Genomic DNA, 22,460 nt, shown 5'->3' with positions numbered 1-22,460 from the left:
CGCTGGAGCGGGATGCGTTCAAATTGAACGGTGCATCCCGCTTTATCTATTTGTTTTAACCACATTTCTGCGACGTCAAGTGATTCCCTTGGCTGCAAAATGCTTTAATGCTCGATCGGTCCCTTCGGCATGACCAGCGCCGTGCCGGCAGTCGTCGGGCGCTCGATCATGCGGCGGACGCGCGGTGGCTCGTTGCCGCTGTGCAGCGCCCTTATACGCTCGCCGATGACCGCGTCGGCGTAGGTGGCGCGCCGATTGTGGCGGATATATTCTACCCAGGTCGGCGTGTGGTAGTGCTCGATCCATATCGACGGATTTTCGAGATCGCGCGCCAATGTCCAGTTGCGGGCGCCGTCACGGCGGCGGACGCGGCCGCGCTCGGCCATGGTGGCGAGGAATTCCGGTACGTCCTCGTTGCGGATGACATATTCGATCATGATGGCGATGGGACCGCTGCGCGGCTTGAGATCAAGCGCCAGATGCGGCTCCTGAAAACGGTTGAGCGGGTCGAGGTTGAGCACCGCCTGCTGCGGCAGCGGCAGCAGCAGGCCGATTGCGCCTCCCGCCAGCATGGCGACGCTGGCCGCCATCAGGGCGACTTCGGCGCCATGCGCGTCGGCAACGACACCCCAGACCCAGCTGCCGAGCGCGATGCCGCCGAAGGTCGCGGTCTGATAGACCGAAAGCACGCGGCCGACCACCCAGCGCGGCGTCGACATCTGCACGGTGACGTTGAAGTGCGAAAGCGCCGTCACCCAGCAGGCGCCGCCGAGCAGCAGGCCGAGCGACGTCTGCCAGGCATGATTGCTGACGGCGGCGTTGAAGGCGCAGACGGCGAAGCCGGCGAATGCCATGCGCACCATGGTTTCGCTGGACAGCAGCTGCCGCAGCCTGACGCTGATCAGCGCGCCGCCGACGGCCCCGATGCCGAAGGCGCCGAGCATGATGCCGTAGCTCAAGGCATCACCCTTGACGACGTCACGCGCGACCAGCGGCAGCAATGCCAGGACCGCGCCGGCGCTGAAGCCGAAAGCCGAGCTCCTGACCAGCACCTTGCCGATGTTAGGCGACATGGCGACGTAGCGCAGGCCGGCGCCCATTGCGGCGCCCAGCGTCTCGCGCGGCAAGGTCGATGCCGGCAGTTCCGGCTTCCAGCGGGCCAGCACGACGATGAGGCCGACATAGCTCAGCGTGTTGACGGCGAAGGCCGCGGCGGCACCTGCTGCGGCAACGATGATGCCACCGATCGCCGGGCCGACGCTGCGCGTCAGGTTGAAGCCCATCGAGTTGAGCGCGATCGCCGCCGGCACCTTGGTGCGAGGCACCATGTCGCCGACCGAAGCCTGCCAGGACGGGCTGTTGAGCGCGGTGCCGCTGTCGATCAGGAAGGTGAAGGCGAGCAGCGTCCACGGTGTCATCAGGTCGAGATAGGTGAAGACGGTGAGAAGAGCCGAAACAACCAGCATGAAGATCTGCGCGATCAGCATGATTTTGCGCCGGTTGAAGCTGTCGGCGATGGCGCCGGCCAGCAGCGCGAAGAGCATGATTGGCAAGGTGGTCGAGGCCTGGACCAATGCCACCTGGTAGGACGAGGTGGCGATCGTCGTCATCATCCAGGCGGCGCCAACGCCCTGGATGAGGCCACCGAAATTGGAGACGAGGCTGGCGGACCACACCGCCCGGAAGATGCCGTGCCGGAACGGCGCCAGCGCCGAGGCGCTTTCGCTTTCCGGTGTGTCGTCGTTCATAAATGCTTCCCGGGCTCAAATGCGTTTGTTCTTCCGATCCATCGGCCCCGCAAGCCGTGGGTTCAAAAAATAGAACATCATTTCGCAAAGGGCGAACGCATTCTGGAAAAACATCATGGTCCAACAACAAGATAGCGATCGCGGAGCCGGTCAGCGCACGCCACTGCGTGCGCCGATTCAGATGCTGGCATGAAGGTAATTCGGCCCTTCAGGCTCCACAGCTCGGACTTGATCAAACTGCGGTCCGTACGTAGGAAAATTGCCAGAAGGAAATTACCGAGGGACTGAAATGAAAGCGCGAGCTCTCAAGGTGATGTCGATTGCCATTCTCATAGTGGCTATACCTCACGTATTTTTTAGACCGCTTGCGAGCATGAGCGACCTGGCTTTAATACAAATATTTACATGTGCTATTTTGTACACATATCTTGTGTTGAACATACTTGGTGACAAATTGTACGAAAAGAACGTAGTATTGTATATTATCGCTTGTCTAATAACTACATTTTACCCATATGAGAACGTATTTTTGATAGCCGGCAGCATATATGGATTTATTGTCCTATTTATTTTTCCTATATCTCTCCTTTTTATACTGAGATCCGTCCGAATCGAACTACGATGATGGTGCACTTTTTGCTGCCCAACCGACAGGCTCTGCGTTCGGATTGATCGCATGCCTCGCCTTGCCCGCATTGTCGTTCGCCGTCTGCCGCACCACGTCACGCAACGGGGTTACGGGCGCACCAAGGTGTTTTCGCGTACGAAGACTACGCACTCTGCAAGAGCCTGCTGGTGGAGCATTGCCCACTAGCCGATCTGATTCCGGAATAGTGGCGGACCATCAAGCTTTGGTGATTGCCGCGCCCCCCAAGGAACGGCTGATTCGGCTACAATCCAACTGCAGACGAATCTGACATCAACGCGATTTGACGGAAACGAATTCAATGAATTGGCGGTGAGCGATGGGCTTTACGGCCGCGAAACCGGGTCGGATCGCAACTGTGCCGTATCGGCGGCTCGCCGATTGCGATAAGCTCCCGGTGCCGGGACGGATGGGCGTCCGCCGGTTTGGGGTGACGCCGGTTGCTTGCCACTGCGCGGCAGAGCGCGGATTTCGCGAGACTGGTTTCGGGGGATGGGGAAATAGTGAGCGATTCATTTCAGGAAGTGACGTCCGTCTCGTGGTTCGGGCGGATCAAACGCGCGGTCGGCGGGGTCGTCTTCGGGCTGCTCCTGATCGTGCTGATGGTGATCGGCCTGTTCTGGAACGAGGGCCGGGCCGTGCAGACGGCGCGCTCGCTGGCCGAGGGATCGGGCGCGGTGGTCTCGGTCGGCGCCGACAGCGTCGATGCCGCCAATGACGGCAAGCTCGTCCATGTCACCGGGGCGGTGACGGCGAGCAGCGGCCTTGCCGATCCGGACTTCGGCATTTCGGCGCAGGGGTTGCGGCTGTCGCGCGGCGCCGAGATGTACCAGTGGAAAGAAGAGGAGAAATCCGAGACGACGAAGAAGCTGGGCGGCGGCGAGGAGACGGTGACGACCTACAGCTATTCGAAGGTGTGGGACGACAGCCAGATCAATTCGTCGGAGTTCAAGAAGCCGGACGGCCACGAGAATCCGCCGATGGAGATCCACAGCAAGCAATTCCAGATTCCGGACGGCAAGCTTGGTGCTTTCACGCTCGACCGGCCCGTGCTGGACCTGATCGGCGGCGACAAGACGTTCTCACTGTCTGCCGATCAGTCGGCCGCCATAGACGCCGCCTATACCGGCACCAAGCGGGTCAACATCGTCGACGGAAAAATCTATCTCGGTTTCAACACCACGTCGCCGGCGCTGGGCGACTACCGCATCGGCTACGAACTGGCGCCGCTCGGCGTGGTCAGCGTCGTCGCGCGCCGGACGGGGGGCGGCTTCGAGCCATACCAGACAATCGCCGGCGACCAGTTGCTGATGGTCGACACCGGCAATGTTCCGGCGGAAAAGATGTTCGCCGAAGCGGTCAGCGCGAACACGCTGATCACCTGGCTGCTGCGCGCCGCCGGCGTGCTGCTCCTGGCCATCGGCTTTGCCCTGCTGCTCGGGCCGATCGGCGTCATCCTCGACGTCATTCCTTTGCTCGGCAGCATGGCGCGGATGGGTACCGGCATCATCGCGTTCTTCCTGGCGATCCTGGTCGGGGCGACGACGATGGCCATCGCCTGGTTCTGGTACCGGCCGGTGCTGGCGGCGGGCATCCTGGCAGCGGGCGTCATCGCAGCGGCGGCGGTCTATTACCTCGGCCGCTCGCGCAGGCCGGCTCCGCCGGTTGCGGCGCCGAGCGCGGCCACATGATTTGCAGGCGCCGGCGGTTCTAGCGGTTCATCGTTTCACGGAAACGACGAACCGCCCTATTTCCTGGAATTGCTTCTAGCGGTCCTCGAAGCCGGTCAGCACGCCGACGGCGTTGATGCCGATCTCCTCGACCGCGTAGCCGCCTTCCATGACGAACAGCGTCGGCAGGCCGAGCCTGGCGATGCGGCGGCCGATCCTGGGATAGTCGGGGGTCTTCAGCTTGAACTGGCTGATCGGGTCCTTCTCGAAAGTGTCGACGCCGAGTGAAACCACGACGACGTCAGGAGCATAAGCCGAAAGCCTCGTGCAAGCGTCCTCGAGTGAGGCGTTCCACACGTCCCAGCCGGTGCCGAAGGGCATCGGGTAATTGTCGTTGAAGCCTTCGCCGTCGCCCTCGCCGCGTTCGTCGGCATGGCCGAGGAAGAAGGGATATTCGGTCATCGGATCGCCATGCAGGTTCAGCACCTGAACGTCACCGCGGCGATAGAAGATCTCCTGGGTGCCGTTGCCGTGGTGATAATCGACGTCGAGGATCGAAACGCGCCCGGCGCCATGGTCGCGGAACCATTGCGCGGCGACGGCGGCGTTGTTGATGAAGCAATAGCCGCCCATGAAGGCCGCCCCTGCATGGTGCCCCGGCGGGCGGCAGAGGGCGAAGGCGGAAGGCTCACCGGCCTTGACCAGCGCGGCGGCGGTCAGCGCGACATCATAGGACGACTTGATCGCATCCCATGTGCCTTTGACGAACGTCGCGCCACCGTCGAAGGAGTAGAAGCCGAGCAGCGCATCGATGCCTTTCGGGCGCACGTCGCCGCGCAGGCCGCGCGTCGGCCAGGTGAAGGGAATGGCCGAACCGCTGCGGCCCGATGCTTCCCAGAGCGGCCACACGGTCGGCAGGAAATCGATGTAGTCGCTGGCATGCACCTTCCTGGCGGCGGCGAGGTCGTGGCTTTCCGGCGGCAGGATCGGACCGAGCTTCTCGCTCTCCACCCGCGCCCTGATGAACTCGGCGCGCGACGGCTTTTCAAAGGCCGGCACGATGGCGCCGGCGATCAATTCGACATTGCCGGAATGGCCGGCATGGAAAGGCGAAAAAACAGTCTTCATGAAATTGTTCCGTGGTGAGACGCGGCGACCCTAACCGTCCTGCACTGCCTTTCACAAGGCGCTGGGCCAACCAGCCATGGCTTGCTGGCCCGGCAGCCGGTCGTCTAGCCTGCCGGCAGCGCAACCGACCCGCGGGTAATCATGAGTTCAAATGCCGACCTGATCGTCACCAATGCCCGTGTGCTGACCATGGATGAAGGCAATCCGGCTGCCGAGGCGGTGGCGATAAAGGACGGCAATATCCTGGCGGTTGGCGATCGCCGGACCATAGAGGCGCTGAAAGGGCCGGCCACGAAGATCATCGATGCGCAAGGCGGTTCGGTGGTGCCGGGCTTCATCGAAGCGCATATGCATCTTTTCGGCGGCGCGGCCGAACTCGACAATCTGCACCTTCAGGGCGTGCATGGCTTCGATGCGCTGAGCGACGCGATCCGCGCCTATGCTGCGGCACGGCCGAACGCCAAATTGCTGCTTGGGGCCGGCGTCGACTACACTATCCTCTCCAAGGAAGAGCCGGTCACCCGCCATCATCTCGACCGCATCATCGCCGACCGGCCGTTCGCGATGTCGGCTTCCGATCACCACACGATGTGGGCCAACACCAAGGCGCTGAAGCTGGCCGGCATCCTGCACGGCAAGCAACTCGGCCCCGGCAACGAGATCGTCATGGGCGCCGACGGCCTCGCGGCCGGCGAATTGCGTGAGGGCGAGGCGTTTGGGCCGATCCTCGAGCTTTCCGGGCAGAACCGCGTGCGGCTCGGCCTTGCGACAGGCGGCGAGCCCGAGCCGTACCCTTCCGCAGCCGAAGTCGCGGCCGATCGCGACCTGATGCATCGCGGGCTGGAATGGTGCGCCCGCCACGGCATCACCTCGATCCAGAACATGGACGGCAATCTCTACCAGCTCGAACTGCTTGCCGGTTTGGAGCAGGTAGGGCGGCTGCTCTGCCGCACCAAGATACCTTTTCATTTCAAGAACTTCATGACGCTCGACAAGCTGGAAAAGGCATCGAGCATGGCCAACTCCTACCGATCGGAATGGCTGTCGTCCGGCATGGTCAAGATGTTTTACGACGGCGTGCTGGAAGGCTGGACCGCGGTCATGGTCGACGACTATGCCGACCGGCCGGGCTGGCGCGGTGAGCCGCTGTTCACGCCGGAGCATCTTGCCGAGGTGGCGGTGGAGGCCGACCGGCGCGGGCTGCAGGTCGCCGTGCATTCGATCGGCGACGGCGCTGTGCGCGCGGTTCTGGACGGTTACGAGGCGGCGCGGCGGAAGAACGGCAGGCGCGACAGCCGTCACCGGGTCGAGCACATCGAGGTGACTACCGCCGCCGACGTGCCGCGCTTTGCCGAACTCGGCGTCATCGCCTCGATGCAGCCGCCGCACCCGCCCGGCGCCATGGATTTCCCGCTGGAGCCGACGCTTTCACGCATCGGCCGTGAAAGATGGCCGCTGAGCTATGCCTGGCGGACGCTGAAGCAGGCGGGCGCGCATGTCGTCTTCGCTTCCGACTGGCCGGTGTCGCGGATCGAGCCGATCCTGGGCATTCAGGCGGCGATGCTGCGCAAACCTTGGGCAGACGGCGTTCCCGACCAGAGTTTCTCGCTGTTGGAAGCGCTTGCGGGCTATACAGTCGAAGGCGCTTATGCCGAATTCATGGAGCACCGCAAGGGCCGGCTGAAACCAGGCTATCTGGCCGATCTGGTGGTGCTGTCGGCCGATATCGAAGCAACTGAACCGGGTTTGCTGCACAAGGTGCATCCGGTCAGCACCATCTGCGGCGGCAAGATCACTTGCCAGGGTTGATGGTGGCGCTGACCATGGCACGGAGCTTGCGTTCTGAACCGAGGCCCAGATGCATGGTTGCCAAGCCGACCGGCATATGCTGACAATCGAATGGGAACTGGATCCGCCATCAAGAGCGGACATGAAAATGGGGTAATGCGTGCCGGATCAACCGGGTAAGAGTGCAATCGAGGTCCGCAGCGTCCGCAAGGTGTTCGGTACCGGGGACGCACAAGTCGCCGCTCTCGACACGGTTTCGGTGTCGATCCGCGAGAACGAGTTCTTCACGCTGCTGGGGCCGTCCGGTTGCGGAAAGACGACGCTGCTCAGGCTGATCGCCGGCTTCGATTTTCCCAGCGAAGGCGAAATCCTGCTGTACGGCCACGACATCGCGCCGCTGCCGCCGTTCAAGCGGCCGGTCAACACCGTCTTCCAGTCCTATGCGCTGTTCCCGCACATGACGGTGGCCGAGAATATCGGCTTCGGCCTGGAGATGCTGGGCAAGCCGAAAGCCGAAATCAAGGCGCGCGTCGCCGAGATGCTGAAGCTGGTCAAGATGGAGGCGCTGAGTGGCCGCCGCACCAGCCAGATCTCCGGCGGCCAGCAGCAGCGCGTCGCACTGGCGCGCGCGCTGGCGCCGCAGCCAAAAGTGCTGTTGCTCGACGAGCCATTGTCGGCGCTCGACTACAAGCTGCGCAAGGAGATGCAGATCGAACTGAAACGGCTGCAGCACCAGACCGGCATCACCTTCATCTTCGTCACCCACGACCAGGAAGAAGCGCTGACCATGTCGGACCGCATCGCCGTGATGTCGGCCGGCAAGATCCTGCAGGTCGGCACGCCCTGGGACATCTATGACAAGCCGGCCGAGCGCTTCGTCGCCGACTTCATCGGCGAAACCAATTTCCTGACTGCGGCCATCACCGGCATCGGCAACGGCAAGGCGCGCGCGACCCTCAAATCCGGCGCAACGATCGACGCGACCGTGGCTGACGGCTTCCAGCCGAAGGATAATGCTACCGTGGTGGTCAGGCCGGAACACGCCAAGCTGACCGGCGGCAAGGGCGATCTTTCCGGAACCGTCGAAAACATCGTCTATTTCGGCACCGACACGCATATTCATGTCCAACTGGACAGCGGCGAAGCCTTCACCGTGCGCCAGCAGAACACGCGCAGCGCAGGCTGCGGTTTCGAGCGGGGCGACAAGGTCGGTGTCTCGATCGGCAACGACGCCGCGCAAGTGCTGAGGGATTGATGACGAGCGCGGAAGAAGTCGCCAAGGCGGCCGAGCGACGCGACATCCGCGACCGCTGGCTGCTGTCCGCGCCGGCCCTGCTGATCATCTTCCTGGCAGCGACCGGGCCGTTGCTGATTGTGCTGGTCTATTCGTTCCTGACGCCCGGCCCCTATGGCGACGTGAAGTGGCAATTCTCGCCCGAGGCCTGGACATCGGTGTTCATGGAACGCGACATCTTCGACGACACGCTTTCCATTGCTGCCGCCCATGTCACTATCTTCTGGCGCTCGATCAAGCTTGCCATCGTGACCACGATCGCCACTTTGGCGCTTGGTTTTCCTACCGCCTATTTCATGGCGACGCGCAGCGAGAAGACGCGCGATCTTTGGCTGTTCCTGATCACCATACCGTTCTGGACCAACTTGCTGATCCGCACCTTCGCGGTGCTGCAGATCATCCGCAACGAGGGGTTGATCAACACGGTGCTGCTCAAGCTCGGCATCATCTCGGCGCCGATCCAGATATTGTTCACCGATACGGCGATCCTGATCGGCATGGCCTATGTCTACCTGCCGCTGATGGTGCTGCCGATCTACGCCAGCATGGAAAAACTCGATTTCCGGCTGGTCGAAGCCGGCTACGATCTTTATGCGACACGCTTCCAGGTGCTCAGGCGTATCATTTTCCCGCTGGTCAAGCCGGGCGTCATCGCCGGCTCCATCCTGGTGTTCATTCCGGCGCTCGGCGCCTATGTCACACCGGTCCTGTTGGGCGGCGGTAAGACCATGATGCTTTCCAACCTGATCGAGCTGCAGTTCGGGCAAGGCCGCAACTGGCCGCTTGGCTCGGCCCTGTCGATCGCGGTCATGATCATCGTCATGGTGGCGCTGCTCGCCTATGTGCGTAACACCGGCCGGTCGGAGATGCGTCATGGCTAGCAGCTTCGCAATCAAGCATCAGCCGGGATTCACCGCGATCGCCGCGACCTGCTTCGTCGTGCTCTATCTGCCCATCGTCGTGCTGGTCGTCTATGCCTTCAACGCCGCGACCTCGACGTCGGAATGGGGCGGCTTCTCGCTCAAATGGTTCCAGTCGGCGTGGCAGAACACGCAAGTCATCGACGCCACCTTGCGCTCCTTTCAGATCGGCGCCATCGCGGCGATCCTGGCCACCGTCTTCGCCACCATGGCGGCGCTCGCCACCACGCGCACGCCGCCCTATCCCGGCCTGACCTTCAAATATGCCGCCATTAACCAGCCTCTGATGGTGCCGGAGATCGTCACCGGCGTGGCGCTGCTGATCTTCTTTTCGCGCATAAAGATATTCACCGGCTATTCGGGGCTTGGCTATCTGATCGCGGCGCATACGGCCTTTTGCATTCCCTTTGCCTATCTGCCGATCCGGGCGCGGCTGGAGAACATGGACCTGACGCTGGAACGGGCCGCCGCCGATCTCTATGCGACGCCGTGGAAAACGTTCCGCCGCATCACCTTGCCGCTGCTTTGGCCCGGCATTCTGGCCGGACTGATGCTGGCCTTCGTTATCTCGCTCGACGATGTCGTCATCACCGAGTTCGTGAAATCTGGCGGCCAGGACACGCTGCCGACCTACATGCTTGGCCAGATACGTCGAGGTATAACGCCGGAGATCAACGCGATATCGACCGTGTTCCTGCTCTTGTCGGTCGCCATCGTGACGTTGTTTTTCTTCATCAGCAGGAAACGAGACTGAAAATCGAAAATGGGAGCTAAAACATGAACTGGAAGACATCAGCGACCGCCATCGGGCTGGCGCTGCTCGCCTCGACGAGCCTTGCTCGCGCCGACGGTGAACTCAACATCTACAATTGGGGCAACTACACCAGCCCCGACGTGATCAAGAAGTTCGAGCAGAAATACAACGTCAAGGTGACCATCACCGATTACGATTCGAACGATACGGCGCTGGCCAAGGTTCGCCAGGGCGGCACCGGCTTCGACATCGCGGTGCCTTCGCAAACCTTCGTGCCGATCTGGATCAAGGAAGGCCTCGTTCAGGAGACCGATCCCGGCAAGATGGAGAATTTCAAGAACGTGGCGCCGGAATGGGCCAATCCCGATTTCGATCCCGGCCGCAAATATTCCGTGCCATGGGCCTGGGGCACGGTGGGCATCGTGGTGAACACCGATGTCTACAAGGGGCCGTCAGACAGTTGGGGCATTATCTTCAACACACCCGACGAACTGAAGGGCAAGGTCAACGTCGTGCCGGAAATGAACGACGTCATGTTCGCGGCGACCAAATATGTCGGCGCCGCGCAATGCGCCAGCGATAAGGAAACGCTGAAGAAGGTGCGTGACACTCTGGTTGCTGCCAAGCCGAACTGGATCGCGATGGAATACAATACCATCGAGAAAATGGGCGCCGGCGATTTCAAGGCGACCAGCGACTGGAACGGCTCGGCCTTTCGCCAGCGGCTGGCGAACCCCAAGATCCACTATTTCTATCCCAAGGAAGGTTTTGGCCTCTGGAGCGACAATGTCATGGTCCTGAAGGACGCCAAGAATGTCGAGAACGCCAAGCTGTTCCAGAACTTCATCATGGATCCGGAAAATGCCGCCGGCCTATCCGCCTTCCACCGCTACGCCAACGGCATTGCCGGTTCCGACAAGTACATGCCGGCCGATATGAAGGATGCGCCGGAAGTCATCATCCCGGAGGACGTCAAGGCGCATGGCGAGCTGCAAAAATTGTGTTCCGAGGAAGTGCAGGCCATCTACAGCAAGATCTGGACCGAACTGCAGAAGTGACCGCATCGTGATGGACCCGGCGGCAGGCGCCGGCCGGGTCCGTTTTGTCCGCATTTTTTTAACGTCGCCTATCGGTGGCGACACTGAAAGCCGTGCACGCCATCGCCGCGGCGCTCGCCTAGAACGCCAAAGACCCGGAAGGAAGCGGCTATGGCCGGCAAGACCGCGTTCGAGACTAGGTATGGCTTTGCCCGCAAGGAGGTGCTGCTCGGCAATTGGCGGGAAAGCCCGTTCAGCCGGTGGTCGTTCCAGAATGTCGGCGAGCTGGTGCCGAGCGCTGCCGTGGCGGCACAGCCGGGCAGCAGCGAGGCGCCGGAGCAGGATTTCGGCGGGCTACTTGGCGAAAAGGTCGCTCTTGCAGGCGGCGCAGAGACTGTCGCGGCGTTTCTCGCGCGCTCCGATACCGACGCGCTGACGATCATGAAACGCGGCAAATTCGTCGGCGACTGGTTCGCGCCGCATATGGAGTTTGGGGCGCGCCACATCGTCTTTTCGATCAGCAAGTCGCTGACCGCCATTGTTGCCGCCATATTGGAAGGCGAGGGGATTTTCGATCCGCAGGCTCCGGTAAGCCGCTATCTGCCCGAAGCCGCCGGCTCGGCCTATGGCGATGCGCGTGTGCGGCACGTGCTCGACATGAGTGTCAGCCTCGATTTCGAAGAGGCCTATCTCGATCCGGAAAGCGCCTTCGCCCGCTACCGCCGCGCCATGCTGTGGAATCCGGGCGGGGGCACCGAGAGCCTGGCCACTTTCCTCATGACGCTGCAGGGCCTGGCCGAGCCGCATGGCCGGACGTTCCGCTACCGTTCGCCCAATTCCGACCTGCTCGGCATCCTGCTCGAACGTGCGTCTGGCCGGCGCTTCGCCGATCTGATGCACGAAAAATTATGGGCGCCGCTCGGCGCCGTCAGCGACGCCTCGGTGACAGTCGACATGGAAGGTACGGCGCGCACCGCCGGCGGCATTTCGGTGACACCGCGCGACCTCGCGCGCGTCGGCGAGATGATGCGGCAAGGCGGTACGGCCAATGGCCGCCGTGTCGTGCCGGAAGCCTGGGTGCGCGACACGACCGAAACTGGCGGTGACGCCGAGGCCTGGCGGCGCGGCACGATGGCGTTCCTGTTTCCGCGTGGCCGCTACCGCAACAAATGGTACCAGACGGGCGCGGCAAGCGGCGCCGTCTGCGGCATCGGCATCCACGGCCAGTGGCTTTACGTCAATCCGAAGGCCGAAATTGTAATCGCAAAGATGTCGTCGCAGCCGGTACCGGTCGACGATCCGCTCGATCTGGATATGATTTCTTTCTTCGAGGCGCTGAGCCGGATGGTCTGATCCATCCAGACAGCCCGACCTTTCCTGTGGACCTCTCGCCGGGTTGAAAATGGCGCGGTTGGCGCGGCAGTGCTCTGCGCCTATGGTCGCTGCTCGTTTCGACTAGCGACAGGTACGACATGGCAGCCGACATCAAGCGCATCGCAACCATCATAGCCGCCGAAATCGGCGCGCGGCCCGAACAGGCTGCGGCGGCGATCGGCTTGCTCGACGACGGTGCGACCGTGCCGTTCGTGGCGCGCTACCGCAAGGAGGTCACCGGCGGCCTCGACGACACGCAGCTGCGCGACCTCGCTGAGCGGCTCGCCTATCTGCGCGAACTCGACGCGCGCCGCGACACCATCCTTGGTTCGATCCGCGAGCAGGGCAAGCTGACCGAGGAGCTCGAAGCAAAGATCGCTGCGGCCGGCACCAAGGCCGAACTCGAAGACATCTACCTGCCTTACAAGCCGAAGCGCCGGACCAAGGCCGAGATCGCACGCGAGCGCGGGCTCGGGCCTCTGGCGGAAGCTATTCTCGCCGACCGTACGGCTGTACCCGCCGAGCTGGCGCTGGCCTACATCAGCGAAAACGTGGCCGACGCCAAGGCAGCGCTCGAGGGTGCGCGCGACATCCTGTCCGAACAGTTCGCCGAGAATGCCGATCTGGTCGGCAGATTGCGGACCTACATGAAGGAACGCGCCTTCCTGCGCTCGCGCGTCGTCGACGGCAAACAGGAGGCCGGCGCGAAATTTTCCGACTATTTCGACCATGTCGAGCGCTGGACCAACGTGCCGAGCCATCGTGCGCTGGCCATGTTGCGCGGCCGCAACGAGGAGGTTCTGTCGCTCGACATCGAAGTCGATGCCGATGACGCCTCTCCGGTGAAACCGGTTGAGCGGATGATCGCCGACGCCTACGCCATCGGCCGCCAGTTGCCGGGAGACCGCTGGCTGATGGAGGTCGCCGGCTGGACCTGGCGCATAAAGCTGTCGCTGCACCTGACGCTCGATCTGATGCGCGATCTGCGCGAGCGGGCCGAAGAAGAAGCCATCCATGTCTTCGCCCGCAATCTCAAGGATTTGCTGCTTGCCGCGCCTGCCGGCTCGCGGCCGACGATGGGGCTCGATCCGGGCATTCGCACCGGCGTCAAGGTGGCGGTGGTGGACGGCACCGGCAAGCTGCTGGCGACGACAACGGTCTATCCGTTCCCGCCGAAGAACGATGTGCGCGGCGCGCAGGCCGAACTGGCCAAGCTCATCCGGCTGCACAAGGTCGAGCTGATTTCGATCGGCAACGGCACTGGCAGCCGCGAGACCGAAAGGCTGGTGGCCGACATGCTGGCTGACATGCCTGCCGGGTCCGGGCCGAAGCCGCTCAAGGTGATCGTCAGCGAAGCCGGCGCCTCGGTCTATTCTGCCTCGGCAACGGCGGCGGCGGAATTTCCCGGCCTCGATGTGTCGCTGCGCGGGGCAGTGTCGATCGCGCGGCGCCTGCAGGATCCGCTCGCCGAACTGGTCAAGATCGAGCCCAAGTCGATCGGCGTCGGCCAGTACCAGCACGACGTCGATCAGTACCGCCTCGGCCGCTCGCTGGAAGCGGTGGTCGAGGATGCGGTCAACGCCGTCGGCGTCGATCTCAACACGGCCTCAGCGCCGCTTCTGGGGCGGGTTTCGGGTCTCGGCGCATCGCTGGCCGAGGCGATCGTTGCGCACCGGGACGCGACCGGCCCGTTCGCCAGCCGTCGCGAACTGTTGAAGGTCTCCCGCCTTGGACCCCGCGCGTTCGAGCAATGCGCCGGCTTCCTGCGCATTCCCGACGGCAGCGAGCCGCTCGATGCCTCCGCCGTGCATCCGGAAGCCTATGGCGTGGCCAAGAAGATCGTCGCGGCCTGCGGGCGCGACGTTCGCTCGCTGATGGGCGACAGCGCCGCACTCAAGGCGCTCGATCCGCGCGTCTTCGTCGATGAGCGCTTCGGCCTCCCGACGGTGCGCGATATCCTGGCGGAGCTAGAAAAGCCCGGCCGCGATCCGCGCCCCGGCTTCAAGACCGCGACTTTTGCCGATGGCATCGACGACATCAAGGATCTGAAGCCCGGCATGCAGCTTGAAGGCACTGTCACCAATGTCGCCGCCTTCGGCGCCTTCGTCGATATCGGCGTGCACCAGGACGGACTGGTGCACGTCTCGCAACTGGCCGATCGGTTCATCAAGGACGCGCATGAGGTGGTCAAGGCCGGCGACGTGGTCAAGGTGCGTGTCGTCGACGTCGATATCAAGCGCAAGCGCATCGGTCTGTCGATGCGCAAGGATGGCGACGGTGGCGCACCGAAGCCGCGCGACAATGGCAGCAGGCCGGTGCCGCGCGCGCCCGCGCCCCAACGCCAGCCGGAGCGGCCGGTGCAGCAGGGCGCGTTCGGCGCCGCTTTGGCCGATGCGTTGAAGCGGAAGTAATTTCGCGAGCCGGGCTGCGCCGCCAGGTCAGGCGGCGGCGCTCGACATTGATGATCCATCACCAATGCTCATGGATCGGCGAAGCTATTTCGTTTGATTTTTTCAGGACGGGAGCCGATAAGCCGCGCGTTTCAAGATTTCTGTTTCGATGCATGTCGTTATCTCCAAGCTGCCGAACACCCTCGGGTCAGGCCCGCGGGCAAGCTTTGGGCGACATGCATGAGTTTGGGAGACCGAGAGCCATGGCCGCCGACAAGAACGCATTCGTCTGGGATGATCCTTTCCTGATCGAGGCCCAGCTTTCGGAGGACGAGCGCATGGTGCGCGATGGCGCCGCGGCGTTTGCCGCCGACAAGCTCGCTCCGAAGATCGAGGAAGCCTACCTCGAGGAAAAGACCGACGCCGGGATCTTTCGCGAAATGGGCGAGGCCGGTCTGCTCGGCATCACCATCCCGGAAGAATATGGCGGGCTCGGCGCCAACTACGTCACCTACGGGCTGGTCGCGCGGGAAGTGGAGCGGATCGACTCGGGCTATCGCTCGATGATGAGCGTGCAGTCGTCGCTGGTAATGTATCCGATCCATGCCTATGGCTCGGAAGAACAGCGCAAGAAATACCTGCCGAAGCTGGCGTCGGGCGAATGGATCGGCTGCTTTGGCCTGACCGAACCTGACGCCGGTTCCGACCCGGGCGGCATGAAAACGCGGGCCGAAAAGACCGCGAGCGGCTACAGGATCTCCGGCTCGAAGATGTGGATTTCGAACGCGCCGATCGCAGACGTGTTCGTCGTCTGGGCAAAGTTGTCCGACGAAAGTGGGGGCGCGCATGACAACCAGATTCGCGGCTTTGTCCTGGAAAAGGGCATGAACGGGCTATCGGCGCCGAAGATCGGCGGCAAGCTGTCGCTGCGAGCCTCGATTACCGGCGAAGTGGTGATGGAAGGCGTCGAGGTAGGCGAGGACGCGCTGCTGCCCAATGTCTCGGGTCTCAAGGGACCGTTCGGCTGCCTCAACCGGGCGCGCTACGGAATTTCCTGGGGCGCCATGGGCGCGGCTGAGGATTGCTGGCACCGCGCCCGCCAGTATGGCCTCGACCGTAAGCAGTTCGGCAAGCCGCTGGCCGGCACGCAGCTTTTCCAGAAGAAGCTCGCCGACATGCAGACCGAGATCGCGCTCGGCCTGCAGGGCAGCCTGCGCGTCGGGCGGCTGATGGATGAAGGCAAGATGGCGCCGGAGATGATCTCGCTCGTCAAGCGCAACAATTGCGGCAAGGCGCTCGACATCGCCCGCCAGGCCCGCGATATGCATGGCGGCAATGGCATCCAGATCGGTTACCACGTCATGCGCCACGCCCAGAACCTGGAAACCGTCAACACCTATGAGGGCACGCATGACGTGCATGCGCTGATCCTCGGACGGGCGCAGACCGGATTGCAGGCGTTCTTTTAGGTTCAGGTGTTCTCCGCTTCCAGGATGCCCGTGCCTGGTATCTCCGCTCGCAAAGCGGGAGATCGGCAATTTTCGTCGACGATGCCACATTTTGTTCTTGCTTTGTGCCGGCAGCTATGCTACTAATTTCGGTATGGTGCTAATTGGCTCCAACGACCCGTCCGCCGAGGCGGGTTTTTCTTTTCAGCTCTTTTCGACGAAGCATCGCGTGTGCTGCCGATCATCGATATCGGCGGGAAGCGCCCGGTGCTGACCCGCCGGACTTCGGCTCTGCAGCGTTGCAACGTTTTGCCGCCACACTGCGGAATCCCGGGGTCGGCGCTCCGTTTCGTGAGCTATGCAAGCTGCTTGATTTAGGTGCAGCGCAACATCTCTGCTTGGAGAATGGTCAGCATTCGTGTCAGGGTTCAGCGAACTCCTTTTGAAACGCCGACTTCAGGGGCACCATGGCAATTCTGGCAGCCGTCTATCACCTGACCCATTACAAATACGACCGGCCGGTCGTATTAGGCCCGCAAGTCATAAGGTTGCAGCCTGCGCCGCATTCCCGCACCAAGGTGCTCAGCCATTCGCTGAAGGTCGGGCCGGCAAATCACTTCGTCAATCTGCAGCAGGACCCCTACGGCAATTTCCTGGCCCGCTTCGTCTTTCCCGAGCCGGTGACGGAACTGAAGATCGAGGTCGATCTCGTTGCCGACATGACGGTCTACAATCCGTTCGATTTCTTCGTCGAACCGTCGGCCGAGACGTTTCCATTCGAATACCCCGAAGAGATCCGGGACGATCTGACCATCTACCGAACGCCGGAACCGGCGGGGCCGCTGTTGGAGGCATTCCTGAAAACCATCGCGCGCCACCCGACCAACACCGTCAATTTTGTCGTCGACCTCAATGCGCGGCTGCAGCGCGAGATCGCCTATATCGTGCGCATGGAAACCGGCGTCTTCTCGCCCGAGGAAACGCTGGCCGCCGGCAAGGGCTCGTGCCGCGATTCCAGCTGGCTCCTGGTGCAGATACTGAGGAACCTCGGCATCGCCGCGCGTTTCGTCTCCGGCTACCTGATCCAGCTCAAACCCGACCTCGTTGCGCTCGACGGGCCGCCTGGCACGGCGACCGATTTCACCGACCTCCATGCCTGGTGCGAGGTGTATCTGCCGGGCGCCGGCTGGATCGGCTTCGACCCGACCTCCGGCCTGCTCACCGGCGAAAGCCATGTGCCGCTCGCGGCAACGCCGCATTTCCGCAATGCCGCGCCGATCTCCGGCATGGCGAGCTTCGCCAATGTCGAATTCGGCTTCGACATGCGGGTAGACCGCATCGCCGAGCATCCGCGCATTACCAAGCCGTTCTCCGACGAGAGCTGGCAGGCGCTGGACGCGCTGGGGGTCCAGGTCGATGCTGCGCTCCAGGCCGGCGATGTGCGGCTGACCATGGGCGGCGAGCCGACCTTCGTCTCGATCGACGATTTCGAGGCTGCAGAGTGGAACACCGCCGCCGTCGGGCCGACCAAACGCGAAAAGGCTGATGCGCTGATCCGCCGGCTGCGCGAACGCTTCGCGCCGGGCGGCTTCCTGCATTACGGGCAAGGCAAGTGGTACCCCGGCGAAAGCCTGCCGCGCTGGACCTTCTCGCTCTACTGGCGCACCGACGGCGAGCCGGTGTGGAGCGACCCGTCGCTGATCGCGCATGAAAAGAGCGAGGCGGATGTCGGACCGAAGCAGGCCGAAGGCCTGCTGACGGCGATCGCCGACGAACTCGGCATCGACAAGACGATGGTCAGCGAAGCCTATGAGGATCCGGCCGAATGGCTGCTCAAGGAAGGCAAGCTGCCTGACAACGTCGATCCTTCCAATTCGAAGCTGGAGGACCCTGAGGAGCGCAGCCGCATGGCGCGGGTGTTCGAACGCGGGCTGACCAAGCCGTCGGGCTATGTGCTGCCCGTCCAGCGCTGGAACAGCCAGGCTTCCGGACCGCGCTGGCGCTCGGAGAAATGGAAGACGCGGCGCGGCAGGCTGTTCCTGGTGCCCGGCGATTCGCCGGTCGGCTATCGCCTGCCGCTCGGCACGCTGCCCTATGTGCCGCCGGCCCAGTTCCCCTACATAGTCCCGGTCGATCCATCGCTGCCGCGCGGACCACTGCCGGCGCGTGAGGCGATCTTGCCCGGTTCTGCTTCGTCGCCCGCTGCGGCCGAACTGGAGGGCGCCGACGAGATGGCGCGACGCCAGCAGGCGGTATCCTTTACGGCCGTTACCGGCCAGCAGGACCGCGTCGAACAGGAGATCACCGAGATCGGCGGCGCCGTGCGCACGGCCCTTTCGGTCGAGCCGCGCGACGGACGGCTTTGTGTGTTCATGCCGCCGGTCGAGGCGCTGGAGGACTATCTCGAACTGGTGGCGGCGGCGGAGAACGCGGCAAAGGCGATCGGCCTGCCTGTGCATATCGAGGGCTACGGCCCGCCGCACGATCCGCGCCTCAACGTCATCCGTGTCGCACCCGATCCCGGCGTCATCGAGGTCAATATCCACCCCGCCGCGAATTGGCAGGATTGCGTGGCGACGACCACGGCGATCTACGAAGAGGCGCGGCAGACGCGGCTTGGCGCCGACAAGTTCATGATCGACGGCCGCCACACCGGCACCGGCGGCGGCAACCACGTCGTCGTCGGCGGCGCGACACCCAATGACAGTCCGTTCCTGCGCCGCCCCGACGTGTTGAAGAGCCTGGTGCTGCAATGGCAGCGACATCCGTCGCTGTCCTACCTTTTCTCCGGCCTGTTCATCGGCCCTACCAGCCAGGCGCCGCGCTTCGACGAGGCGCGCCACGATTCGCTCTACGAACTCGAAATCGCGATGGCGCAGGTGCCACATCCGGACAAGGGCGCGGCACCCCTGCCGTGGCTGGTCGACCGGCTGTTCCGCAACCTTCTGACCGACGTGACCGGCAATACGCATCGCTCGGAAATCTGCATCGACAAGCTGTTTTCGCCGGACGGGCCGACGGGCCGGCTTGGGCTGGTCGAATTCCGCGGCTTCGAGATGCCGCCCAACGCGCGCATGAGCCTGGCGCAGCAATTGCTGGTGCGCGCCATCATCGCCCGGGCCTGGAAGAACCCGCTCGACGGCCGCTTCGTGCGCTGGGGCACCTCGCTGCACGACCGTTTCATGCTGCCGCATTATGTCTGGGCGGATTTTCTCGACGTGCTGGACGACCTCAAGCTGAACGGCTTTGCGTTCCGTCCGGAATGGTTCGACGCCCAGCTCGAATTCCGCTTCCCGTTCTGCGGCGAGGTCCAGCATGCCGGCGTCAAGCTGGAGCTCAGGCAGGCGCTCGAGCCGTGGCACGTGATGGGCGAGCAAGGCGTGATCGGCGGCACCGTACGCTTTGTCGATTCCTCCGTCGAAAGGCTGCAGGTGAAGACCGAGGGACTCAACCCGGAGCGTCACGCCGTCGTCTGCAACGGCCGCGTCGTGCCGATGAAGGTGACCGACAACCGCGAGATCGCGGTGGCCGGCGTGCGCTTCAAGGCCTGGCAGCCGGCGTCGGGCCTGCATCCGGCGCTACCGGTCAACACTCCGCTGGTCTTCGACATCTATGACCGCTGGTCGGGCCGCGCGGTCGGCGGCTGCGTCTACCATGTGGCACATCCCGGCGGGCGCAGCTATGACACCTTCCCGGTCAATGGCAACGAAGCGGAGGCGCGGCGGCTCGCCCGCTTCGAGCCACGTGGCCATACGCCGTCCAGCTATGTGCTGCGCAACCAAGAAGCCTCTGAAGATTTCCCGATGACCCTTGACCTTCGGCGGCCGCAAAGACTCTGATCAGCCATGGCGAAGGGGAATCACAAAAGGCTGCGCAGCAAGCCGCAAACCCACAGTCTGCTGGAGCACTATCAGCCGATCGACGGCGTCGTCGACGAGATGGTCGATGCGTCGGGCAATCCGCGGCCGGCGTGGCGGCACTTCATCGAGGCGCTGGAGGACCTGGGTCCGGAAAAGCTTGCCCAGCGCTTCGCCCGCGCCGACCAGTACCTGCGCGATGCCGGCGTCTATTACCGCGTCTACGACAAGGCCGGCGCCAATGAGCGGGAATGGCCGCTAGCGCATGTGCCGCTGCTGATCGAGGAGCAGGAATGGGCTGACATCAGCGCCGGCCTGGTCCAGCGCGCCGATCTGTTCGAGGAGACCATCGCCGACATTTACGGGCCGAACCGGCTGGTCGAGAAAGGCATTCTGCCGGCCGGATTGATCGCGGCCAGCCCGGAATATTTGCGGCCGGTCGTCGGCACCAGGCCGGCCAGCGGCCATTTCCTACATTTCTGCGCCTTCGAGCTCGGTCGTGGCCCGGACGGCCGCTGGTGGGTGCTTGGCGACCGCACACAGGCGCCGTCAGGCGCCGGCTTTGCGCTGGAAAACCGCGTCGCCACCACAAGGGCGCTGTCCGACATCTACGGCGAAATGCATGTGCACCGCCTGGCCGGCTTCTTCCGTCGCTTCCGCGACGCGCTGATCGGCATGGCCAAGCAAGCCGGCGGCCGTGTCGCCATCCTGACGCCGGGACCGCTGAACGAAACCTATTACGAACATGCCTATATCGCCCGCTATCTCGGCATCATGCTGCTCGAGGGCGAGGACCTGACCGTCTCGGGCGGCAGGCTGATGGTGCGCACGGTTTCGGGGCTGATGCCCGTGAGCGTCTTGTGGCGGCGGCTCGACGCCGCCTTCGCCGATCCGCTTGAATTGCGGCCGGACTCGCAGATCGGCACGCCGGGGCTGGTCGAGGCGGTTCGGCAAGGGGCGGTTTCGGCCGTCAATGCACTGGGCTCCGGCCTGATGGAGACGCGCGCGCTGCTCGCCTTCCTGCCGAAGATTTCGCGCGCCCTGCGCAACGAGGAACTGCTGCTACCGACGGTCGCGACATGGTGGTGCGGACAGGAGACGGAGCGCGAGCATGTGCTCGCCAATATCGATAGCATGGTGATCGGCCCGGCGCTGTCGACGCGGCTTGCCTTCGAGGACGACGGCTCGACCAAGCTAGGGTCAGCGCTTTCGGTCGAGGAACGGGCCGAACTCGTCGCCAGGATCGAACGGGACGGCGGCGACTTCGTCGGCCAGGAAGCGGTGACGCTGTCGACCACGCCTGTCTATGTCGGCGGTTGGCTGGAGCCGCGGCCGGCAAGCCTGCGCGTCTATCTGGCGCGGACGCCGGAAGGCTGGACGGTGATGCCGGGCGGTTTTGCCCGTGTCGGCTTTTCGCTCGACCCGACGGCCATCGCCATGCAGCGCGGCGGCCAGGCGGCGGATGTCTGGGTGGTCAGCGACAGGCCGGTCGAGCGCGAGACGCTGCTGCCGCAGGAGCACGACAGCTTCACCCGAACCTTGCCGGGCAGCCTGCCGAGCCGCGCGGCTGAGAACCTGACATGGCTCGGCCGCTATATCGAGCGATCGGAAGACACGGTGCGCATCCTGCGCGCCTACCATGTGCGGCTGGCCGAGACATCCGATCCCGAGATGCCGCTGCTCGCCGATATCAGCGACTATCTCGCGCCGTTCGGCATCGACGTCGAGACGGCAATCCCATTGGGGCTCATCGGCACGCTGGACAGCGCCGTTTACAGCGCCGGGCAGATCCGCGACCGCTTCTCGCCCGATGGCTGGCTGGCATTGAAGGATCTATCGAAGACCATCCACCAATTTGCCGCGACAGTGGCGCCGGGCGACGACGCGACAAGGGCAATGACGGTCATCCTGCGCAAGCTGGCCGGGTTTTCCGGCCTGCTGCACGAGAATATGTACCGCTTTGCCGGCTGGCGTTTCCTGGAAATCGGCCGCAGGCTCGAACGCGGCATCCAGATAGCCCGCACGCTCGCCCGGCTGACCAGAGCCCAGGCGCCGGAAGGTGCGCTCGACATGATGCTGGAGATCGGCGACAGCGTCATGACCCACCGTCGGCAATATCCGGTGCAAGCGGGACGGCGCACGGTGGTCGACCTTCTGGCGCTCGATCCGCTCAACCCGCGCTCAATCCTTTTCCAGCTCGAACGGCTGAAGGCCGAAATCGCGCTGCTGCCCGCTGTCGGCGCTGAAGGCCATATGTCGCCGGCGGCCAAGGAAATCCTGCAGCTCAACACGTCGATCGCCATCAAGGAGCCCTCGGACATGACGGCCAACGCCCTCGGCGATCTCGCCAATGAAATCGGCGGGCTCTACAACAGCCTCGCCAAAGCCTATTTCGGGTAGAGACAG

General features: G+C 63.5%; 13 protein-coding genes. 11 read left to right on the top strand and 2 right to left on the bottom strand.

The genetic code is table 11. From position 1 onward, the window contains the following. Positions 1 to 104: 104 nt before the first annotated feature. Complete coding sequence (locus NKH16_RS04565; RefSeq protein WP_352742003.1) at positions 105 to 1,748, bottom strand: MFS transporter; 1,644 nt, start codon at positions 1,746 to 1,748, stop codon at positions 105 to 107. Between the two features lie 1,149 nt (positions 1,749 to 2,897). Between NKH16_RS04565 and NKH16_RS04560 the strand changes: the two genes are divergently transcribed. Next, positions 2,898 to 4,085, top strand: a complete 1,188-nt coding sequence (locus NKH16_RS04560) for a TMEM43 family protein (RefSeq protein ID WP_352742001.1) — start codon at positions 2,898 to 2,900, stop codon at positions 4,083 to 4,085. A gap of 75 nt (positions 4,086 to 4,160) precedes the next feature. On the opposite strand, the gene NKH16_RS04555 is transcribed toward NKH16_RS04560, so the two are convergent. Further along, entirely contained in the window at positions 4,161 to 5,192 is a 1,032-nt protein-coding gene (locus tag NKH16_RS04555) for a histone deacetylase family protein (RefSeq protein WP_352448177.1), read from the bottom strand. 141 nt (positions 5,193 to 5,333) lie between these two features. On the opposite strand from NKH16_RS04555, the gene NKH16_RS04550 reads away from it, so the two are divergent. From NKH16_RS04550 to NKH16_RS04505, 10 genes are all read left to right on the top strand, one after another. Then, positions 5,334 to 7,001, top strand: a complete 1,668-nt coding sequence (locus NKH16_RS04550) for an amidohydrolase (protein WP_352741999.1) — start codon at positions 5,334 to 5,336, stop codon at positions 6,999 to 7,001. 139 nt (positions 7,002 to 7,140) lie between these two features. Beyond that, positions 7,141 to 8,235, top strand: coding sequence for an ABC transporter ATP-binding protein (locus NKH16_RS04545; protein WP_352741997.1), 1,095 nt, complete (start codon positions 7,141 to 7,143; stop codon positions 8,233 to 8,235). Next, on the top strand, positions 8,235 to 9,155 hold the full coding sequence (locus NKH16_RS04540) for an ABC transporter permease (protein WP_352681962.1): 921 nt from the start codon (positions 8,235 to 8,237) through the stop codon (positions 9,153 to 9,155). The genes NKH16_RS04545 and NKH16_RS04540 overlap by 1 nt, the downstream gene beginning before the upstream one ends. Further along, complete coding sequence (locus NKH16_RS04535; RefSeq protein ID WP_352681964.1) at positions 9,148 to 9,948, top strand: ABC transporter permease; 801 nt, start codon at positions 9,148 to 9,150, stop codon at positions 9,946 to 9,948. Before NKH16_RS04540 ends, NKH16_RS04535 begins: the two co-directional genes overlap by 8 nt. A 23-nt stretch (positions 9,949 to 9,971) precedes the next feature. Beyond that, entirely contained in the window at positions 9,972 to 11,006 is a 1,035-nt protein-coding gene (locus NKH16_RS04530) for an ABC transporter substrate-binding protein (RefSeq protein WP_352741995.1), read from the top strand. A 150-nt stretch (positions 11,007 to 11,156) separates the two neighbouring features. After that, positions 11,157 to 12,338 carry a serine hydrolase domain-containing protein gene (locus NKH16_RS04525; protein WP_352741993.1) on the top strand — a complete coding sequence of 394 codons (1,182 nt, stop codon included), beginning with the start codon at positions 11,157 to 11,159 and terminating at the stop codon, positions 12,336 to 12,338. A 119-nt stretch (positions 12,339 to 12,457) separates the two neighbouring features. After that, positions 12,458 to 14,770, top strand: coding sequence for a Tex family protein (locus NKH16_RS04520; protein ID WP_352741992.1), 2,313 nt, complete (start codon positions 12,458 to 12,460; stop codon positions 14,768 to 14,770). A gap of 242 nt (positions 14,771 to 15,012) precedes the next feature. Next, positions 15,013 to 16,218, top strand: coding sequence for an acyl-CoA dehydrogenase (locus NKH16_RS04515; protein ID WP_352741990.1), 1,206 nt, complete (start codon positions 15,013 to 15,015; stop codon positions 16,216 to 16,218). Between the two features lie 446 nt (positions 16,219 to 16,664). Then, positions 16,665 to 20,036 carry a transglutaminase family protein gene (locus tag NKH16_RS04510; protein ID WP_352821178.1) on the top strand — a complete coding sequence of 1,124 codons (3,372 nt, stop codon included), beginning with the start codon at positions 16,665 to 16,667 and terminating at the stop codon, positions 20,034 to 20,036. Between the two features lie 6 nt (positions 20,037 to 20,042). Continuing rightward, complete coding sequence (locus NKH16_RS04505) at positions 20,043 to 22,454, top strand: circularly permuted type 2 ATP-grasp protein (RefSeq protein ID WP_352741988.1); 2,412 nt, start codon at positions 20,043 to 20,045, stop codon at positions 22,452 to 22,454. Positions 22,455 to 22,460: the final 6 nt, after the last annotated feature.

The organism is Mesorhizobium sp. M1307 (genome assembly GCF_040318155.1).
Lineage (GTDB): Bacteria > Pseudomonadota > Alphaproteobacteria > Rhizobiales > Rhizobiaceae > Mesorhizobium.
This window is presented reverse-complemented; position numbering and strand designations above follow the sequence as displayed.

What these genes read in the sequence shown, in the direction of transcription:
- NKH16_RS04565 (WP_352742003.1), bottom strand. Translation starts at nt 1,748, where the DNA reads ATGAACGACGACACACCGGAAAGCGAAAGCGCCTCGGCGCTGGCGCCG.
- NKH16_RS04555 (WP_352448177.1), bottom strand. Translation starts at nt 5,192, where the DNA reads ATGAAGACTGTTTTTTCGCCTTTCCATGCCGGCCATTCCGGCAATGTC.
- NKH16_RS04550 (WP_352741999.1), top strand. Translation starts at nt 5,334, where the DNA reads ATGAGTTCAAATGCCGACCTGATCGTCACCAATGCCCGTGTGCTGACC.
- NKH16_RS04540 (WP_352681962.1), top strand. Translation starts at nt 8,235, where the DNA reads ATGACGAGCGCGGAAGAAGTCGCCAAGGCGGCCGAGCGACGCGACATC.
- NKH16_RS04535 (WP_352681964.1), top strand. Translation starts at nt 9,148, where the DNA reads ATGGCTAGCAGCTTCGCAATCAAGCATCAGCCGGGATTCACCGCGATC.
- NKH16_RS04530 (WP_352741995.1), top strand. Translation starts at nt 9,972, where the DNA reads ATGAACTGGAAGACATCAGCGACCGCCATCGGGCTGGCGCTGCTCGCC.
- NKH16_RS04525 (WP_352741993.1), top strand. Translation starts at nt 11,157, where the DNA reads ATGGCCGGCAAGACCGCGTTCGAGACTAGGTATGGCTTTGCCCGCAAG.
- NKH16_RS04520 (WP_352741992.1), top strand. Translation starts at nt 12,458, where the DNA reads ATGGCAGCCGACATCAAGCGCATCGCAACCATCATAGCCGCCGAAATC.
- NKH16_RS04515 (WP_352741990.1), top strand. Translation starts at nt 15,013, where the DNA reads ATGGCCGCCGACAAGAACGCATTCGTCTGGGATGATCCTTTCCTGATC.
- NKH16_RS04510 (WP_352821178.1), top strand. Translation starts at nt 16,665, where the DNA reads ATGGCAATTCTGGCAGCCGTCTATCACCTGACCCATTACAAATACGAC.
- NKH16_RS04505 (WP_352741988.1), top strand. Translation starts at nt 20,043, where the DNA reads ATGGCGAAGGGGAATCACAAAAGGCTGCGCAGCAAGCCGCAAACCCAC.